General features: G+C 43.7%; 14 protein-coding genes and 1 pseudogene. 4 read left to right on the forward strand and 11 right to left on the reverse strand.

Going from position 1 to position 16,975, the window contains the following annotated elements:
• Window positions 1–47 precede the first annotated feature (47 nt).
• Window positions 48–1,067 carry a tRNA (adenosine(37)-N6)-threonylcarbamoyltransferase complex transferase subunit TsaD gene (gene tsaD / locus PROVRUST_RS07365; protein WP_006814130.1) on the reverse strand — a complete coding sequence of 340 codons (1,020 nt, stop codon included), beginning with the start codon at window positions 1,065–1,067 and terminating at the stop codon, window positions 48–50.
• A 361-nt stretch (window positions 1,068–1,428) separates the two neighbouring features.
• Here tsaD and rpsU point away from each other — a divergent pair, with 361 nt between their 5' ends.
• The 3 genes and pseudogenes from rpsU to rpoD form a co-directional block, all read left to right on the forward strand.
• Window positions 1,429–1,644, forward strand: coding sequence for a 30S ribosomal protein S21 (gene rpsU / locus PROVRUST_RS07370; RefSeq protein WP_001144069.1), 216 nt, complete (start codon window positions 1,429–1,431; stop codon window positions 1,642–1,644).
• Window positions 1,645–1,761: 117 nt separating this feature from the next.
• Window positions 1,762–3,507 (forward strand): DNA primase, encoded by a 1,746-nt coding sequence (gene dnaG, locus PROVRUST_RS07375; protein ID WP_006814131.1) that lies wholly within the window; start codon window positions 1,762–1,764, stop codon window positions 3,505–3,507.
• A gap of 163 nt (window positions 3,508–3,670) precedes the next feature.
• Window positions 3,671–5,539, forward strand: a pseudogene (gene rpoD / locus PROVRUST_RS07380) (RNA polymerase sigma factor RpoD); the annotation flags it as partial.
• Between the two features lie 49 nt (window positions 5,540–5,588).
• On the opposite strand, the gene PROVRUST_RS07385 reads toward rpoD, so the two are convergent.
• The 3 genes from PROVRUST_RS07385 to PROVRUST_RS07395 form a co-directional block, all read right to left on the reverse strand.
• On the reverse strand, window positions 5,589–7,058 hold the full coding sequence (locus PROVRUST_RS07385; RefSeq protein ID WP_006814133.1) for an MFS transporter: 1,470 nt from the start codon (window positions 7,056–7,058) through the stop codon (window positions 5,589–5,591).
• A 163-nt stretch (window positions 7,059–7,221) separates the two neighbouring features.
• Window positions 7,222–7,617: a hypothetical protein gene (locus PROVRUST_RS07390; RefSeq protein WP_006814134.1), complete on the reverse strand. Its 396-nt coding sequence runs from the start codon at window positions 7,615–7,617 to the stop codon at window positions 7,222–7,224.
• Window position 7,618: 1 nt separating this feature from the next.
• On the reverse strand, window positions 7,619–8,950 hold the full coding sequence (locus tag PROVRUST_RS07395) for an MFS transporter (RefSeq protein ID WP_006814135.1): 1,332 nt from the start codon (window positions 8,948–8,950) through the stop codon (window positions 7,619–7,621).
• Between the two features lie 98 nt (window positions 8,951–9,048).
• On the opposite strand from PROVRUST_RS07395, the gene PROVRUST_RS07400 reads away from it, so the two are divergent.
• Window positions 9,049–9,942, forward strand: coding sequence for a LysR family transcriptional regulator (locus PROVRUST_RS07400; RefSeq protein WP_006814136.1), 894 nt, complete (start codon window positions 9,049–9,051; stop codon window positions 9,940–9,942).
• Here the strand turns inward: PROVRUST_RS07400 and PROVRUST_RS07405 are convergent, their stop codons facing one another.
• From PROVRUST_RS07405 to hypE, 7 genes are all read right to left on the reverse strand, one after another.
• On the reverse strand, window positions 9,943–10,992 hold the full coding sequence (locus tag PROVRUST_RS07405) for an Abi family protein (protein WP_006814137.1): 1,050 nt from the start codon (window positions 10,990–10,992) through the stop codon (window positions 9,943–9,945). It abuts the gene before it with no gap.
• Window positions 10,993–11,166: 174 nt separating this feature from the next.
• Complete coding sequence (locus PROVRUST_RS07410) at window positions 11,167–11,763, reverse strand: ATP-binding cassette domain-containing protein (protein WP_039854938.1); 597 nt, start codon at window positions 11,761–11,763, stop codon at window positions 11,167–11,169.
• A gap of 4 nt (window positions 11,764–11,767) precedes the next feature.
• Entirely contained in the window at window positions 11,768–12,553 is a 786-nt protein-coding gene (locus PROVRUST_RS07415; RefSeq protein WP_006814140.1) for an ATP-binding cassette domain-containing protein, read from the reverse strand.
• Window positions 12,547–13,359, reverse strand: coding sequence for an ABC transporter permease (locus tag PROVRUST_RS07420; RefSeq protein ID WP_006814141.1), 813 nt, complete (start codon window positions 13,357–13,359; stop codon window positions 12,547–12,549). Before PROVRUST_RS07420 ends, PROVRUST_RS07415 begins: the two co-directional genes overlap by 7 nt.
• The gene (locus tag PROVRUST_RS07425; protein ID WP_006814142.1) at window positions 13,356–14,324 is read right to left on the reverse strand and encodes an ABC transporter permease; all 969 of its coding nucleotides are present in this window, start codon (window positions 14,322–14,324) and stop codon (window positions 13,356–13,358) included. Before PROVRUST_RS07425 ends, PROVRUST_RS07420 begins: the two co-directional genes overlap by 4 nt.
• Entirely contained in the window at window positions 14,324–15,880 is a 1,557-nt protein-coding gene (locus PROVRUST_RS07430) for an ABC transporter substrate-binding protein (protein WP_377093608.1), read from the reverse strand. Before PROVRUST_RS07430 ends, PROVRUST_RS07425 begins: the two co-directional genes overlap by 1 nt.
• Window positions 15,881–15,949: 69 nt before the next feature.
• A complete protein-coding gene (gene hypE, locus PROVRUST_RS07435; protein WP_006814144.1) occupies window positions 15,950–16,975 on the reverse strand; it encodes a hydrogenase expression/formation protein HypE in 1,026 nt (341 codons plus the stop codon).

The following is a 16,975-nucleotide window of genomic DNA, read 5'->3' on the forward strand; positions in this document are numbered from 1 at the left end:
GGTGGCATCGTGAGCCACCCATATCTCAATCCACGTTTGACCTAGGTTTACTTATCCAACGGCGGTAATTCCGCTAATGGCCAACGAGGACGCACAGTCACACCCAACCCTGCGTTTGCACCACCTTTTAGGCGAATGAGACCTGCCAAGGCGATCATCGCCCCGTTATCAGTACAAAATTCAGGCCGAGCATAAAAGACTTCACCGCCACGCTGCTTGAGAACCTCTTCCATTTTTGCTCGCAAAGCACGGTTAGCACTCACGCCACCGGCCATCACCAAACGTTTAAAACCCGTTTGCTCAAGGGCGCGTTTACATTTGATTGCGAGTGTATCAACCACTGCATCCTCAAATGCTCTAGCGATATCAGCGCGAGTCTGGTCGTCACTGTCATTATCACGAATAGTATTTGCAGCGAAAGTTTTTAAGCCTGAGAAACTAAAATCCAGTCCCGGCCTGTCAGTCATTGGACGAGGAAAAACAAAGCGCCCAGCGACGCCTTGTTGCGCCATTTTAGATAATACCGGACCGCCGGGATAATCGAGACCGAGCAGCTTTGCGGTTTTATCGAAAGCTTCCCCTGCGGCATCATCGATAGATTCGCCTAGCAGTTCATATTCACCAATGCCAGTCACACTAATCAATTGGGTATGTCCACCCGATACTAACAGCGCTACAAATGGGAATTCAGGGCTTTTCTCTTCCAACATCGGCGCTAATAAATGCCCTTCCATGTGGTGTACGGCCACCGCGGGAACATTCCACGCAAAAGCTAATGCCCGACCAACGGTTGCACCGACCATCAAGGCACCGACTAAACCAGGGCCCGCAGTATACGCCACCGCATCAATATCAGAGCGGGTTAAGTTAGCTTCTTTGAGCGCGGCTTGAATCAGAGGAACGGTTTTACGGATATGATCACGGGATGCTAATTCGGGAACAACGCCACCGTAATCCGCATGAACTTTGATTTGACTGTATAATTGATTGGCTAATAGGCCAAGCTTATCATCATAGATTGCGATTCCGGTTTCATCGCAAGAGGTTTCGATACCTAAAACACGCATTGCACTACCCTTGTTTATTGCATGCGCGCAAGTTTACCACTAAATTCGCATTATCGCGCAATATAATAAATAAATGACACTAAAACTGACAATTAATGACAGCAAAAGGCTGACTTTCTCGGTTGTATAGTCTATAATCAGAGTCCTGTAATAAAAATTTCGTGTGGCTAATTCTCATTATTATCTGGTTTTGCTGGCTTTATTTATGAAGTTAGTAACAAAACAGATAATCTTGCGTGATTCAATTTTATACGGCACTTTACAAACCCGTACTCATTGAAGTAAAATTCCGCACCATTTTAAATGATGGCTGGTGAACCAAAACCAGCGACAAACCGATTTCTATTGAGGTGAGAGGCACATGCCGGTAATTAAAGTACGTGAAAACGAGCCATTCGACGTTGCACTGCGTCGTTTCAAACGTTCCTGTGAAAAAGCAGGAGTTTTAGCTGAAGTTCGTCGTCGTGAATTCTATGAAAAACCAACGACTGAACGTAAACGCGCTAAAGCATCTGCTGTAAAACGTCACGCTAAAAAACTTGCTCGTGAAAACGCACGCCGTACTCGTCTGTATTAATTGATTGCGATCCTAATCGCAACCAACACAGACAGTACTAGTAAGCAGTTAAAGGCCGTGCTTTCCTAAAGGAAGCGCGGCTTATTATCGTTCATCAACAGGCGAAAAAAGAGGCTTATGGCTGGACGAATTCCGCGTTCATTTATCAATGATTTATTAGCAAGAACCGACATCATTGATTTAGTCGATGCAAAAGTCCCGTTAAAAAAACAGGGTAAAAACCATCACGCTTGCTGTCCTTTTCATAACGAAAAAACACCTTCATTTACGGTGAATGGTGACCGACAGTTTTATTATTGTTTTGGTTGTGGTGCCCATGGTAATGCCATCGATTTTTTGATGAATTACGACAAACTCGATTTTGTTGAAGCAATAGAAGAGCTGTCTGCACTACACGGTCTTGATGTTCCTTACGAAAAAGGAACTGGAACAAGCCAAATTGAACTCCATCAACGTCAAAATCTCTACCAATTGATGGAAAAGATTAATCAGTTTTACTGCGCTGCCTTAAATCATTCATCGGCAAATAAAGCCAAGGATTATTTAAGCCAACGTGGTTTGAGCCCGGAAATTATTGCTCATTTTTCTATTGGTTTCGCCCCAGCAGGTTGGGATAACCTCTTAAAGAAATTTGCGGTAAACCCAGAAAGCCGTCAGCAACTTGATGAAGCGGGCATGCTGGTGACCAACGATAATGGGCGCGTTTATGATCGCTTTAGAGATCGCGTCATGTTCCCTATCCGGGATCGCCGAGGTCGCGTTATTGCATTTGGTGGACGAGTATTAGGCGATGGTGTCCCTAAATACTTAAACTCCCCAGAAACCGATATATTTCATAAGGGTCGCCAACTTTTTGGTCTTTATGAAGCGACACAAAATAGTAGTGAGCTGGCAAAATTACTTGTTGTTGAAGGCTATATGGACGTTGTAGCACTCGCACAGTATGACATCCGCTATGCGGTTGCATCACTTGGCACCTCTACAACTGCAGAGCATATTCAGTTGCTCTATCGTTCAACAGATACGGTGATTTGCTGTTATGACGGAGATAGAGCAGGAAGAGAAGCCGCATGGCGTGCTCTCGAAAATGCCCTTCCCTATCTCACCGATGGCCGCCAAATTCGTTTTATGTTTTTGCCTGATGGCGAAGATCCAGATTCATTGGTACGCAAAGAAGGAAAAGACGCTTTTGAGCAACGCATGGAAAATGCGCTAAGTCTTTCCACATTTTTATTTGACTCTTTAGTCCCACAGGTGGACTTAAAAACCCAAGAGGGTCGAGCAAAAATTAGTAAACTTGCTATCCCATTGATAAAGCAGATACCGGGTGAAACTCTGCGCCTGTATATGGCCCAAGAATTAGGAAATTTTATTGGTATACCGGATATTTCTCAGGTTCTTGCTATGATTGATAGAGAGAACACCGAGCAAATTAATTATCAGGCACCAAAGCTAAAACCGACAACAATGCGTATCCTTATCGCCTTGTTGGTACAGAATCCGAATTTTTCGGAGTTCGTTCCCTCGTTAGAGGGAATTGCCCACATCCAGATGCCGGGGCTTTCTCTATTTCAGGAATTGGTTGAAGTTTGCCGTTCCACCCCCGGAATGACCACAGGGCAGCTGCTAGAGCGTTATCGCGATAATAAATTTGCGAAACAGCTTGAAAAACTAGCAACGTGGAACGATATAGAAATAGAGGAAATAGCGGAAAATACCTTTATAGATGCTCTAAATCATCTATTTAATAGCGCCCTCGATGAGCGTTTCGACTATCTAATAGCGAAAGAACGAACACAAAGGCTGACACCTGAAGAGCGCGAGGAAGTCCGTCTAATCACTCTTTCACGAGTGAAAACATAAAGCATCCAAAATAGTACATAAAACGGCTTAAGTGCCGCAAATAACAAGGCAATTGCCTGTAAAATGCTACGAAACATAAAGGGCGTAGCACAGAGAAAAATGTCCCTTTGAATGTTCTTGTTGGCCGTTAGTTTCGCCGACCGACACCAATTTAAATACTCAGAAGTGTGGATACCGTCTTATGGAGCAAAACCCGCAGTCACAGCTTAAGCTACTCGTCACCAAGGGTAAAGAGCAAGGTTATTTAACCTATGCTGAGGTAAACGACCATCTGCCGGAAGATATCGTCGATTCAGATCAGATCGAAGATATCATCCAGATGATTAATGACATGGGCATCCAGGTCATGGAAGAAGCACCTGATGCCGATGATTTAATTTTGGCTGAAAATACTTCCGACACCGATGAAGATGCGGCAGAAGCTGCTGCACAAGTACTGTCCAGTGTTGAAAGTGAAATCGGCCGTACTACCGACCCTGTGCGCATGTATATGCGTGAAATGGGGACTGTCGAGCTTCTCACCCGTGAAGGTGAAATCGACATTGCTAAACGTATCGAAGATGGTATTAATCAGGTTCAGTGCTCTGTTGCTGAATACCCTGAGGCTATCACCTACCTGTTAGAGCAGTATGACCGCGTTGAAGCGGGCGAAAGCCGTTTATCTGACTTAATTACCGGATTCGTTGACCCGAATGCGGAAGAAGATTTAGCCCCAACAGCAACCCACGTTGGCTCTGAACTTCCACAAGAAGAGTTAAATAACGACGAAGAAGAAGAGGAAGATGAAGACAGCGAAGACAGCGATACCGATGACGATAACAGCATCGATCCTGAATTAGCTCGTCAAAAATTCTCCGATCTTCGTGAACAGTATGAAAAAACACGTTCACATATCAAACAATATGGACGTAGCGATGCGAAAACTGTTGCAGCAATTAATCAATTGTCTGACGTTTTCAAAGAGTTCCGTTTAGTACCAAAACAGTTTGACTATCTGGTCAACAACATGCGTGAAATGATGGAGCGCGTTCGTCAACAAGAACGTACCATTATGAAGCTGTGTGTTGAGCAGTGCAAAATGCCTAAGAAAAACTTCATCACCTTATTCGGTGGTAATGAAACCAGCGAGACTTGGTTAACCGCAGCAAAAGCGATGAACAAGCCATGGTCTGAAAAACTGCTGGATGTTGAAGAAGACGTTTTACGTTGCCTGCAAAGACTGCGTCAAATTGAAGAAGAAACTGGCCTGACAATTGAACAGGTTAAAGATATCAACCGTCGTATGTCTATCGGTGAAGCGAAAGCTCGTCGTGCTAAGAAAGAGATGGTTGAAGCAAACTTACGTCTGGTTATCTCTATCGCGAAGAAATATACCAACCGTGGTTTACAGTTCCTCGACTTGATTCAAGAAGGTAACATCGGCTTGATGAAAGCGGTTGATAAGTTTGAATACCGCCGTGGTTATAAGTTCTCAACTTATGCAACTTGGTGGATCCGTCAGGCTATTACCCGTTCTATCGCCGACCAAGCACGTACAATTCGTATTCCGGTTCACATGATCGAAACGATCAACAAACTGAACCGTATCTCTCGTCAAATGCTGCAAGAGATGGGTCGTGAACCATCGCCAGAAGAACTGGCAGAACGCATGCTGATGCCGGAAGATAAAATTCGTAAAGTACTGAAGATTGCCAAAGAGCCAATCTCAATGGAAACGCCAATTGGTGACGATGAAGATTCACATTTAGGTGACTTTATTGAAGATACCACATTAGAGCTGCCATTAGATTCTGCAACTTCAGAGAGCTTACGTTCGGCAACTCATGAAGTGCTGGCTGGCTTAACCGCTCGTGAAGCGAAAGTTCTGCGTATGCGTTTCGGTATCGACATGAACACTGACCACACCTTAGAGGAAGTGGGTAAACAGTTTGATGTAACCCGTGAACGTATCCGTCAGATTGAAGCGAAAGCGCTGCGTAAATTACGCCACCCAAGTCGCTCAGAAGTTCTGCGTAGCTTCCTTGACGAATAATGCATTAAAATAAATAAAACACCTGCAAATGCAGGTGTTTTTTTATCCGCTACTTTCCCCTGACAATCTGGCTTGTTTTCATCATCAACGCGAGACAAAGCATAATTGATATCGCTCCCCCCAGCATCGCCAAATTAAAACCAGAAACAAATGCGGATTGTGTCGCTTGCTCGATAAAATGAGATGATGCCGCCACAGATCCTTTAATCAACCCGTCAACTTCTCCCACTGATAACAGCCTACTGATTTGCGGGTCTTCCATTAATTGGTCAATAGCCCGATGGGTCATTAATGTTCCTAGCAAAGCGATCCCCAGAGTCATTCCCGTTTGCCTCAAAGCATTCATCACCGCGGAAGCTATCCCTGAATACGCTTTTTCAACACTCGCCATCACCAATGCACCAATTGCTGGTGTTGCCATACCCATTCCAGCACCAAGAATAAATAAGATAGCGGCAATTGGTAAATATTCGGTATCTGAATTAACGCGCGTCAGTAGCATCGATGCCGTCGCGATCAATAAGAATCCGATGACCATAATATTGCGCACACTTAACGTACGTGAAAGCCGTCCAAAGCTAAAGGAAAACAGCGCCATGGCAATAAATTCGGGTGCCATGCGTAACCCTGCCTCAAAGGCTCCCCACCCTTGTCCTTTTTGCAAAAATAGCGCAATAAAAAACACGTTGCTATACGTGGCAAATCCCAAGGCAAAAGAAGCTAAATTGTATTGCAAGAAATAGGGATTTTGCTTGAAGAGAAAAATAGGCAACAAAGGGCGTGGGACGTTTAATTCCACAATCACAAAACCGAGTGCGGCAATACCGCCAATCATCAATCCAGCTATTGTGGGTAAACTCGCCCAGCCCATATCCCCCGCTTCTATCAATCCATAAGTGAGCCCTGCCAGCGCAACGACGCTAAGTAGCTGACCAAGAGGATCTAACGCCGCCTTATCCGGATCAGCACTTTCTTTGATTCCTAACCCCCCAAGTAATAACGTTAATAGCCCAATGGGAAGATTGATCATAAAAATAAAGCTCCACTCGAAGGTATCGACTAAGAACCCCCCTAAAATAGGGCCGATAATCAAAGAGAGAGCGCTGACTGCCGACCAAATGCCGATCACTTTAATCCTTTCGATATCATTACTAAAAGCTTGTGTAATGATGGATAGCGCCCCAGGAATCAATGCTGCAGCGGCAATACCTTGGATCACCCTGCCAAATAACAGCATTTGTGCACTCAGCGAAAAAGCGCAAATCAACGATCCCACCGTGAAGATCACGATTCCCGTTAACCAAACTTTCTTGCGTCCATAGCGATCACTGATTGGGCCAACCGATAGGATCAATGCTGATAAACAGAGTGCGTAAGAATCAATGATCCACTGCAACATCGACAGATTAGCATTCAGCTCCTGACCTATCACCGGTAGTGCAACATTAACAATGCTGATGTCGAGCGTTGCCATAAAAGTGCCGAGGCACACCGCTACGATCAAAAAAATTCGCTTCATTCTCTTTAACCTTATTGTCGATCTTTACTGCATGTTAAATCACGACCGACCGACGGTCAATAAAAATGAGAATAGAAATCATTTATAATTATTCTTATTGATATTGTTATAGAGCCAAATATAAAAAACGGTCTATTGACCGTTTGTATGTTTCACTAAGTAACTATTTAACTGGAGTTTCATGAAGATATTGCCAATAACATTTTCCAGCTTCAATTTTTAGACCTACGGTTGAAGTGCGTAAGGTTCTCAGCCCCTCGACCGTTTGGTATTCTTGGTAGCGTAGCCAATATTGGTTATCTGAAGACTCAAATAACGGCTCAATATTTTGAACCGTAATATCCAGTGAAGGCTTAGCACCGACATTATGACTAAATAATTCAGTCACTTGCTCCAAGCCAATGCAAGCGCCTTGAATAGTCACCATTTTAAAATCTTTATCAAAGCTGGCTAATAGTGGCTGAAGGCTCTTCCCCTGATGACGCCCCGTAAATACATCCTCAATAAGCACATGAACATCAATGATGCTCTGTACGGCCAAAGCCATTTGCTGGTCCATCTTATTTTCCTTTAATCACTGAAATTAACGATAACAGCCCCAGAAGTGCTGCAATAAAAAAAGTATATTGATAACGAACTAGATCGCTTGAAGAGGTCATCAAGTTAAAAATTGAAATTAATACCACGGTCCCCACACTGAATGCCACCTGCCGATTAATATTCCACAGCACGCTACCTTGTAATAAATCGCGATCTTTAAAATCAATCAGTGCACTAATTTGCGCCGTATTTGCGCTCATTCCACCGCCCATTCCCATTAATAAATAGGCAATAACCAGTAATCCTAGTTGGCTTTGGTTATCAATCCAGAATAGAGAAAATATCCCTAAACTGTGCAGCGTAATTCCTGCAATAAATAAACTACGCTTACCAAGACGATGATAAAAATAGCCACCGGATATCATGGAAAATAACGCACCCGCAGCGTACAACAACATAAATAACCCGGTCTGTTGAGCATTAAAGCCAATATTGGTTTGTAGGTTAAAAATATTAAGTAAGTTAACCCCCGTAAAAATTCCCGGCACCGCGTAATAGACAATAAATCCATTCCGTAAATTGTAATTTTTAAGTAGCTGTAAATTTAAAATAGGCGCTCGGCATTTTTGGGCATACCGTAAATATACCGCCAATAGCAATGCTGAGGCCCCAAAACTCAATAGTGCCAATATAAGATTTTGATAATCGTTATACAGGGAAAAAGACATTAATAAGCCCAGTAAACTAAGGCTGACTAATAGTAGGCCGAAAATATCCGGTTTTTCACGAGCCTGTTTTTCACCATTTTTTACCCATCCCCAGGCTAATAATGCCGCTAAGAGAGAAAATGGAATATTGGCAAAAAATACCCAACGCCATGAGAAAGAATCAATGATCATGCCGCCAATCGCTGGGGAAAATGCAGGGGCAATCAACGCTACCGTCATAATCATGGTCGATATTTTTTGGCGTTCTTGATTAGGAAATAAGCTAAAAACTAACGCTTGCCCAACTGGGATTAATAGCCCACCAGAAACCCCTTGAATAAAGCGCCAAAAAATTAAGCTATAAATAGAATCACTGATACCACACATTCCCACTGCAAGAGTAAATAGCAGCATGGAATAAGCGAGTAGCTTGCGCTCGCCGAGCCGCCCTGAAAGCCATAAGCTGATTGGCATAATCAGCACCAACCCTAAAATATAGGCATTCGCGACCCAAGCCACCATCGATTGGCTGGTTGAAAAATGCGTTGCGATATTGGGTAACGCAATGGCGGACATAAAAATATTAATACAATCAATGAAGAAACCGAGAAGAAATACTGTAGCAATTTGATAACGATAGGACATAACTACCTCCGGTCGCAAAGAGTAAGGCTGAGGGCTTTCTTTGTCGATGCAAGGGAAGTAAAATCATTGTTTAATACAATCAAACAATCGAGCTAATTATGCAAAAAAATCTCAAGCAAATTACCAGTTTTCTTCAGGTGGTCGATTCCGGATCTTTCACGAAAGCTGCTGAAATTTTGGGATTAAGCCGCTCGATGGTGAGTATTGATATTAAGCAATTGGAACAGCGCCTGAACGTCAGTTTATTAACGCGAAATACCCGCAATATTGCCCTGACAGAAGTGGGAAAACATTTCTACGATGACTTTAAACGCATTCAGTTGCAAATTGAGGAGGCGTTTGAAAAGAGCCAAAATCTCGGATTGAATATCACAGGAACATTGCGTTTTTCTTCAACCAATGAATTTGGTCAGCGCTATATTTTGCCTTTATTACCTGAATTTTGTCGCCTATACCCCAAGCTACATCTGCAATATACCTTCAATTCTTCTCTCGATGATTTGATCTCAGAAAAATTAGATATTGCCATTCGCTTAGGTAATTTGAAGAGTTCGTCATTAAAAGTACGTAAGCTGGGAGAATATGCTATTCATTTGGTAGCAACACCGCAATTTGCTCGCCAATACCCTATTGTACAAATCAGCGATTTGGCCGAGATTCCGTGGATCACTCATTCATTATTAAATTGGCAGGATACCGAATATTTTTTGCAAAATAATTCCGGTGAAAAATTCGAATTACCGCTGATCAATAGCCAATATTCATCCAATTCAGCGGAGGTTATCCATCAAATGGCTTTAGCTTCTTTAGGCGTTGCGATTTGCCCAGATTGGTTGGTAGAAGAGGATATTAAACATAACCGATTAATTCGTTTATTGCCTGAGTTCAGTCTTCCAAAAAGAAACATTCAATTGCTTTACCCCAATACCAGTAACCTCCCCGCTAAAACACGGGCATTTATTGAGTTTTTGGTGGGTAAATTAAAAGAATAATTAATACCTACGGTGAGACTTAGAAATAACACCTATAATTTCATTTATTTTTTTCACTATAATAAATTCAATTTTTGATTTTTTGAATATTAAATTTGCTTTATTTAAACTTTCTTCATAGCCACACTCATGATAGTTAACCTTCAATTCTAGTTTTTCACATACATTTTTAAAAGTATACTGAGAAAGATCTATCACTATACTTTTTCCATCATTATCAATTAACCTCATTATAAAAATAAAAATATCTTTATACTCTATTATGGATTCAATTAAGCCAAAATCATTCTGTACTAAAATAAATCTTTTTTTTGGTATCTCGGATAATAATGAATTTTCATGTATCAAGATAAAATCATTATCACATCTTTCACCAAAGTGAGGTCGAACTCCCCCCTCTATACTAGGTGATGTACGTAATATTTCATTGACTGTAGAGTGATGTTTAACCCAATGCCCCGTTTCTTGTGATATCCAACCTATCACTTCTATTAATTGAGAATGCAACTCTGAAATATTCAAATAATAAATAGGCTCATGATGAGCAATTCTATTTCTAAATTTATTAATTTCTTTAATGATTTTTTGAAATACCTTCCTTGTAACTAGATGATTAGAAATCAAGAATTTCATATTTTTCTGCCAAAAATATCTATCATATTCAGGCCTGAATAGGTTAGACCAAAAATCAAATGATAATTCAGAGATTACATTTTCTGTTTTATTTTGGCTGGCTCGGCATAAGGCTACCTCAAGATTACTTAAGCTTTCAAATGTTAAAATAGATTGAAAATTGGAATGATTAGCCCAATCCTCACCATAATTAATCTTAAAAATTTCATTAATTCGATTTCTTAATGAAACCTCTAATATATGCAATGGAAATAAGAATGCTTTAGATATTCGAGCATTGTATAAATATAAATTAAATGCATAAGTTTCATTGAAACCCGCTTTCTTTAAATAAGCTAAAAATCGCTTATCTGAAAGACTATCTTTTATTGCACTTATATTATTACCATATATATAAGCTACTTGACTTTCAGCCATATCCCTCTAGAATCCCTATCAGAGCAGTTGATGTGGTCCCTCTGTATAACATGCACCCTCAACAATCTATTTAGAGCCCCGAGATAGACATACTGTTCCTCTCGGGGTTTCGTGTTTCTGGGGTATCATAACCTCTTCCAGAGAAACCAATCAATATCGAGACCACTAATACCGCTATTGTGACGCCACGGTCCACTCTTTCGTGCACACTTTTTCCAGCAGTGCTTTGTTATGGCTAAAAATAATCATAGCGAGGGGACGTTGTTGAGAGAGGCGGATCAAATGTTGCCAAACCTCTTTTTGCAAATGAGCATCGAGCTGGGCGGTGATTTCATCCGCGATCAGCACTTTTGTTCGAGGATCTAAGGCTCTTAATAACGCAATGCGGGCAAGCTCTCCACCGGAAAGCTCGCTAGGGCGGCGAGTTAACCATTCAGATTTAATAGAGAGCATCTCCAAATATTCGGCATCAGGCTCCCACGCATCACGGACACTGGCACCCACCGTACGATAAGGATTAAAACTCTTTTCAGGGTGTTGAGGAACTAACTGAATGGGGCAATATCCATGACGCGGGAGTGGTTTACCATTAAACAAAATTTGCCCTTCGGTGGGCAATTGCCATTGACCGAGCACACGTCCAAGCGTGGTTTTCCCAAATCCACTGGGCGCAGAAATACCTAAACGTTCATTATCAGCGAGTGATAAGCAAAGGTCGTCCCACAATACGCGCCCCGCTTGCTCGATACGCAAATTTTGAACCTCTAGCATCCCATTATCTCCACTCATCCATCATCATAAACTGGTGCTCAGGCAACGCATTCCAGAGGGATTGGATCCACTTTCCCCCGCCACCTTGTTTAAGCTTTTGGCTACTAAGTACTTCTTCCAAAGTCCCATTACGCAACAGTGCAACTCGGTCAGCAAACCGTACCGCCATGGACAAATCGTGAGTCACCCACAGTACGCCCCGCCCATCACGGCATAAGGATTTGATATTTTCGAGTAACTGCAAAGCATGCTCATCATCCAACCACGAGGAAATTTCATCTGCTAAAATATATTCCGCACGGGATAGCGTGGCGCTGCTTGCCAGTACCCTTTTTGCCATGCCCCCAGAAAGTTGGCTGGGGTAGCTATTCACCAAACTGGACTGTAAGTTGTATTCCTGTAAATGCCGAGCCACATCATGCATTTTAAGATGCTGGCCACTCAATACTGCGGCACGTTCTAGCTGAGGACCAATCTGGATAAGTGGGTTTAATGCGCTCACCCCTTGAGGCACATAGCACAAAGAATTGCCTCGATGCTGTGGCTTAGTTTTCTCCGTCAGCGCTTGGCCATTTAGCTCAATACTTCCTTGGCAGCGCATATTCTCCGGCAGCAATCCGAGAGCGCTTTGTAGCAATAAACTTTTGCCTTCACCGCTGCCACCAATCAGTGCAACCATTTCCCCCGGTTGCACATCCAGAGAAATATCTTGCAGTAGCGGAGACCAACTTTTCTTACCGAGCCAACGATATTGCGCGACGTCGATCGTCAAATTATCAAACCTCAGCATGTTGCTCCCCTTAGCCACAATTGTTGGGTGGATTTTGCAAACTGATCAAATAACAGAACCAGCCCCATCAGAGCAAGCCCCGGAAACACCACCATCCACCATGCACCGGTGCTTAAATAGCGTAAGGCCTCAGAGAGCAAGATACCTAACGAAGGCTCGTGTGGCGCTAATCCAAATCCCAAAAAACTGAGTGCGGCACTGTGTAAAACAGAGTGAGGGAACATTAATAGCGTTCCGACCATCCATTGTGGCAACAGCATCGGTAAATAGTGATAGCGTAGGCGCTGGAAGGCACTGTTACCAATACGGCGAGATAACATAATATAATCGGCTTGCTGAACTCTCAGTAATTCAGAGCGTAGGATTAATGTAAGCTTAGGCCAGTGCGTTAACGCAACCGCCCAAATTACGCCCATCTTCCCCCCCCCTAGCGTGAAACAAATCAAAACCAATAGCAGTAAATGCGGCAATGCGAGCAGCGAATCAATCACCCCACGCACCATATAATCCATACTTTTACTAAGAGAAGATAATCCAGCCATAATCAAGGCAATCGCCCCGCTAGTCACGGCGGCGGTTAAACCAATTTGTAGACTGGTTGCCAATCCTTGAAACGTGCGGTCAAACAAATCACGACCCAGATTATCAGTACCAAATAGGTGCGCTAGCGAAGGCGCTTGTCGCCTATCCATCAAGTTCATTTCAACATCGGCGGATAGCAACCAAAAAGCATACACACCGAGCAGCGTTAAGCAGGTCAGTGAGATAATTAATTTTATTAAGGCCCGGTTCGGATTATAGGTCATGCTCCTCTCATTACTCCCTTATTTACCTTTCTGAGCAGCAGATCCGCAATGGTGTTACTGAAGAAAATCAGTACCGCACACAACATCACAATCCCCATAAGTAACGGAACATCCCCGCGTAGCCCAGCATCAATAGTCGCCTGCCCTAACCCTGGATAAGCGAACACTTTTTCTGCCAATAATGCCCCACTCAATAACTCCCCAACGGAAGCAAACTGCAAGCAGATGGCTGGAGTAATAGCATGCTTTAGAACGTGAAACCGCATCATTGACCAGCCTTGATCCCCCTGCGCTTTCGCATAATGGATAAATTCGCTGTTCATCACTTCCACGACTTTAGAACGCGTGTGCAGTGCAATAGTGCCGACACCCAGCATTCCCAGCGCAATAACCGGAAGAACTAAATGATGGAGTTTTTGTGAGAAAGTGGCGGTTTGCTCATCTAGGCCAATCGGCCATGCACAGCAGATAGGCGCCCATTTTAAAGACACCGCAAATAGGGATAGCAACAATAGTCCAATCCAGAACACCGGAATGGAGGCTAGAATATAGCAAAAAGCAGAGATAATTTTGTCAGGCCAGCGATTAAGGTAGCGCCCAGCAACTAACCCAAGTCCAAAACCCATGACCCCAGAAAAGATCCACGCGCTGCCCAGTAATGCCAGCGAGGGAACTAAACGGTCGGAAATCACTTGCAGAACTGGGGTATTGTATAGCATCGAATACCCCAAATCCCCCTGAATCATTTGCGAGAACCAGCGCCAAAACTGCATCCATAGCGGCTGGTCAAGCCCCCAACGCGCCGCAATCAGCGGATACTGCTCTGGGGGAACATGCATCAGGTCATTACCAATATAGGCTTTAATCGGATCAATTGGCGAGTAACTCAGTAGGATAAAAATCCCCACTGCCGTTACGGTTAGCAGACAAATAAATCGCAATAAAAGCCCAAGAGTGCTACGCATTACTTACACGTCCACTTCCATTCGTCGACATTATTAAGCACTGACCAAGAACCGTGAATTTCTGGCGCGCTCTTACCTAAATCAACACACTGGTTAGAGAGATAGACATGCTGAACATTCATTAGCCAAGCCCATGCCGCATCACCTTTGATGCCAACACCCACTTTGCCGTTCCAATCCACTTGTTGCCATAATGGAATTGCCGCATCTTGGTCTGGCTGACGTAACGCTTCTTCGATAATTTCATCAACAGCGGGGTTTTTATAGTAACCCGCATTATAAAAACCGACACCCGCCGCTTTACTGCTGTAGTTGTGGACTAATTCCATTGGGTCAAGGCTTCCCCAACCAAATAGGGTTGGATTCGCATGCATATGTAACTCAACGGTTTCCCAGCTACCTGATTTTAAATCCATTTCAATACCAAGAGGTTTCAGGCTTGAACGAATCGCTTGCGCTAAGTCACGGCGAGTCGTGTCACCGCTGGCGTACCATAACGTCAACTTAGCCACTTTACCCTCTTTCTCTCTTAAACCGTCTTTATTCAATTTCCAGCCAGCTTCTTCCAGAATGGTTTTAGCTTTCTCTAGGTCACCATCTTTAAATGCTGACTCAGGATTATTCCACGGAAGCCCAGCAACCCCGGTGTAAGCCGGAACCGCAAAACCTTCTAATACAGACTCTGCCAGTAATTTACGGTCTAACGCGTAGTTAATCGCTTTGCGGATAGCCACATCGGAGGTGATATCGTTACCGATCGGATTACCTTGCGCATCTTTTTCACCCGCTGGTGGAATCGGGAATGATATCCCACGGTTTTCCACGCTGTAGCGCTCAATCAGCTTCATGTTTTTCACATCCCCTGCATGGCTTGCCACTGCAGGTGGAATTCGAACGACTTCAAGTTGAGCACTTTGCGCTGCGGCAAAAGCGGCATCTTCATCAAGGAACACAAACACCATTTTGCCATAGTCATTTTTTGGACCGGCGTAGTAAGGGTTTTGTTCTACAATCAGTTGTTGGCCCGGTTGGAATGCCACCAAACGGTATGGTCCTGCACCAATCGGATTATGGGCATAGGTTTTCGCGTCATATTTATCGGCAGAAACAATTCCTAAAGAGCCCAGCACATTGATAAAGGTACTTTGTGGGGAAGATAAGGTAATTTTAACGGTTTGCGGGTTAATTTCTTCGGCTTTGGCAAAGTTACCCATATCCACTTTACCGCCACTGGCTGCGGCATTGTTGTAGCTAAATACCACATCTTTTGCCGTTAATGGGGAGCCATCCGAAAATTTCAGCCCTTTTTTCAGGGTTAGCGTCCACTCTTTACCATCATCATTATGTTTATAGCTTTCCAGCATATAACTGTGCCAAGAGAGGTCGGCTTTTTGCTTCAACAATGGGCTGTGCAGGAGTAAATAACTTCCGTGACTCCAACCCAACATTGGGTCAAAACCTTCCGTGGGTTCTGCACCAATGGCAAGTCGTAGTGTATGTGAAGATGAAGCCGGTTCCGCCGCTTGTGCTTGGAGCGTTAAGCCCATTAAGCACATAGCAACTGCTAATTTTTTAATCATATCACCCTCTAATCCGTGGTTTTTATTTTCAAAAATTGCCAATCACTAACAAATTCTTGGTAGTGGCTCGCTGTGAGGTAAGTCTAATAATCTTGATGCGCCAAAAATACCCACCAATTTGACTTGTTTATGTTCAGTCACCGTACCGATGGTTGCTGCATTTTCACCTAATGGATGTTGACGTAATGCCGCCAAAACTTGTTGCTCAACATCAGGTTTCACCACAATCACCAATTTGCCTTCATTAGCGAAATTCAGTGGCTCTAAACCTAGTAATTCACACACTCCACGTACGGCAGAAGAAACGGGTAAATCCCCTTCATTGATCGAAATCCCGCAGCCGCTTGCTTGTGCAAACTCATGCAAAATGGCATTAACCCCACCGCGAGTGGCATCACGCAATGCACGCACGCCGTCAATGTTACGCAGAGGTTCAATCAGTGGCGTTAAGACCGCACAATCGCTGCTAAGCTGGCCTTCCAGCCCCATCTGCTCACGCAGATTTAAGATTGTCGCGCCATGATCACCCAATGTTCCGCTGACGATCACTTTATCGCCCGCTTGAATTTGTTGAGCGCCCCAATGAATATCTGTTGGGATCACACCGATCCCCGCCGTATTGATAAAGATTTTATCTGCGGCGCCGCGCTGCACGACTTTGGTATCCCCAGTGACAATTTGTACCCCTGCCGCTTTGGCCGTGGCCGCCATCGATTCGACAATCGTGGTTAATTCAGCAAGGGAAAATCCCTCTTCAAGGATAAACCCACAAGACAAATATTTAGGCACAGCACCGCTGACGGCAACATCATTCACCGTGCCACAGACTGCTAATTTACCGATATTACCGCCGGGAAAGAAAATCGGATCAATCACATAGCTATCGGTACTGAAAGCTAGACGATCCCCTAACGCGGTGAGTTCCGCTAACGATAAGCGGGCTTGGTCTTCACGTTCATCCAGCGCTTGGTTAGCAAAAGCCTGCAAAAACAGCTGTTCAATTAGCTGCTGCATCGCCTGCCCGCCACTACCATGAGCCATGGTGACGACATCGTTATGATTCATGCTCAT

Source organism: Providencia rustigianii DSM 4541 (assembly GCF_000156395.1).
Lineage (GTDB): Bacteria > Pseudomonadota > Gammaproteobacteria > Enterobacterales > Enterobacteriaceae > Providencia > Providencia rustigianii.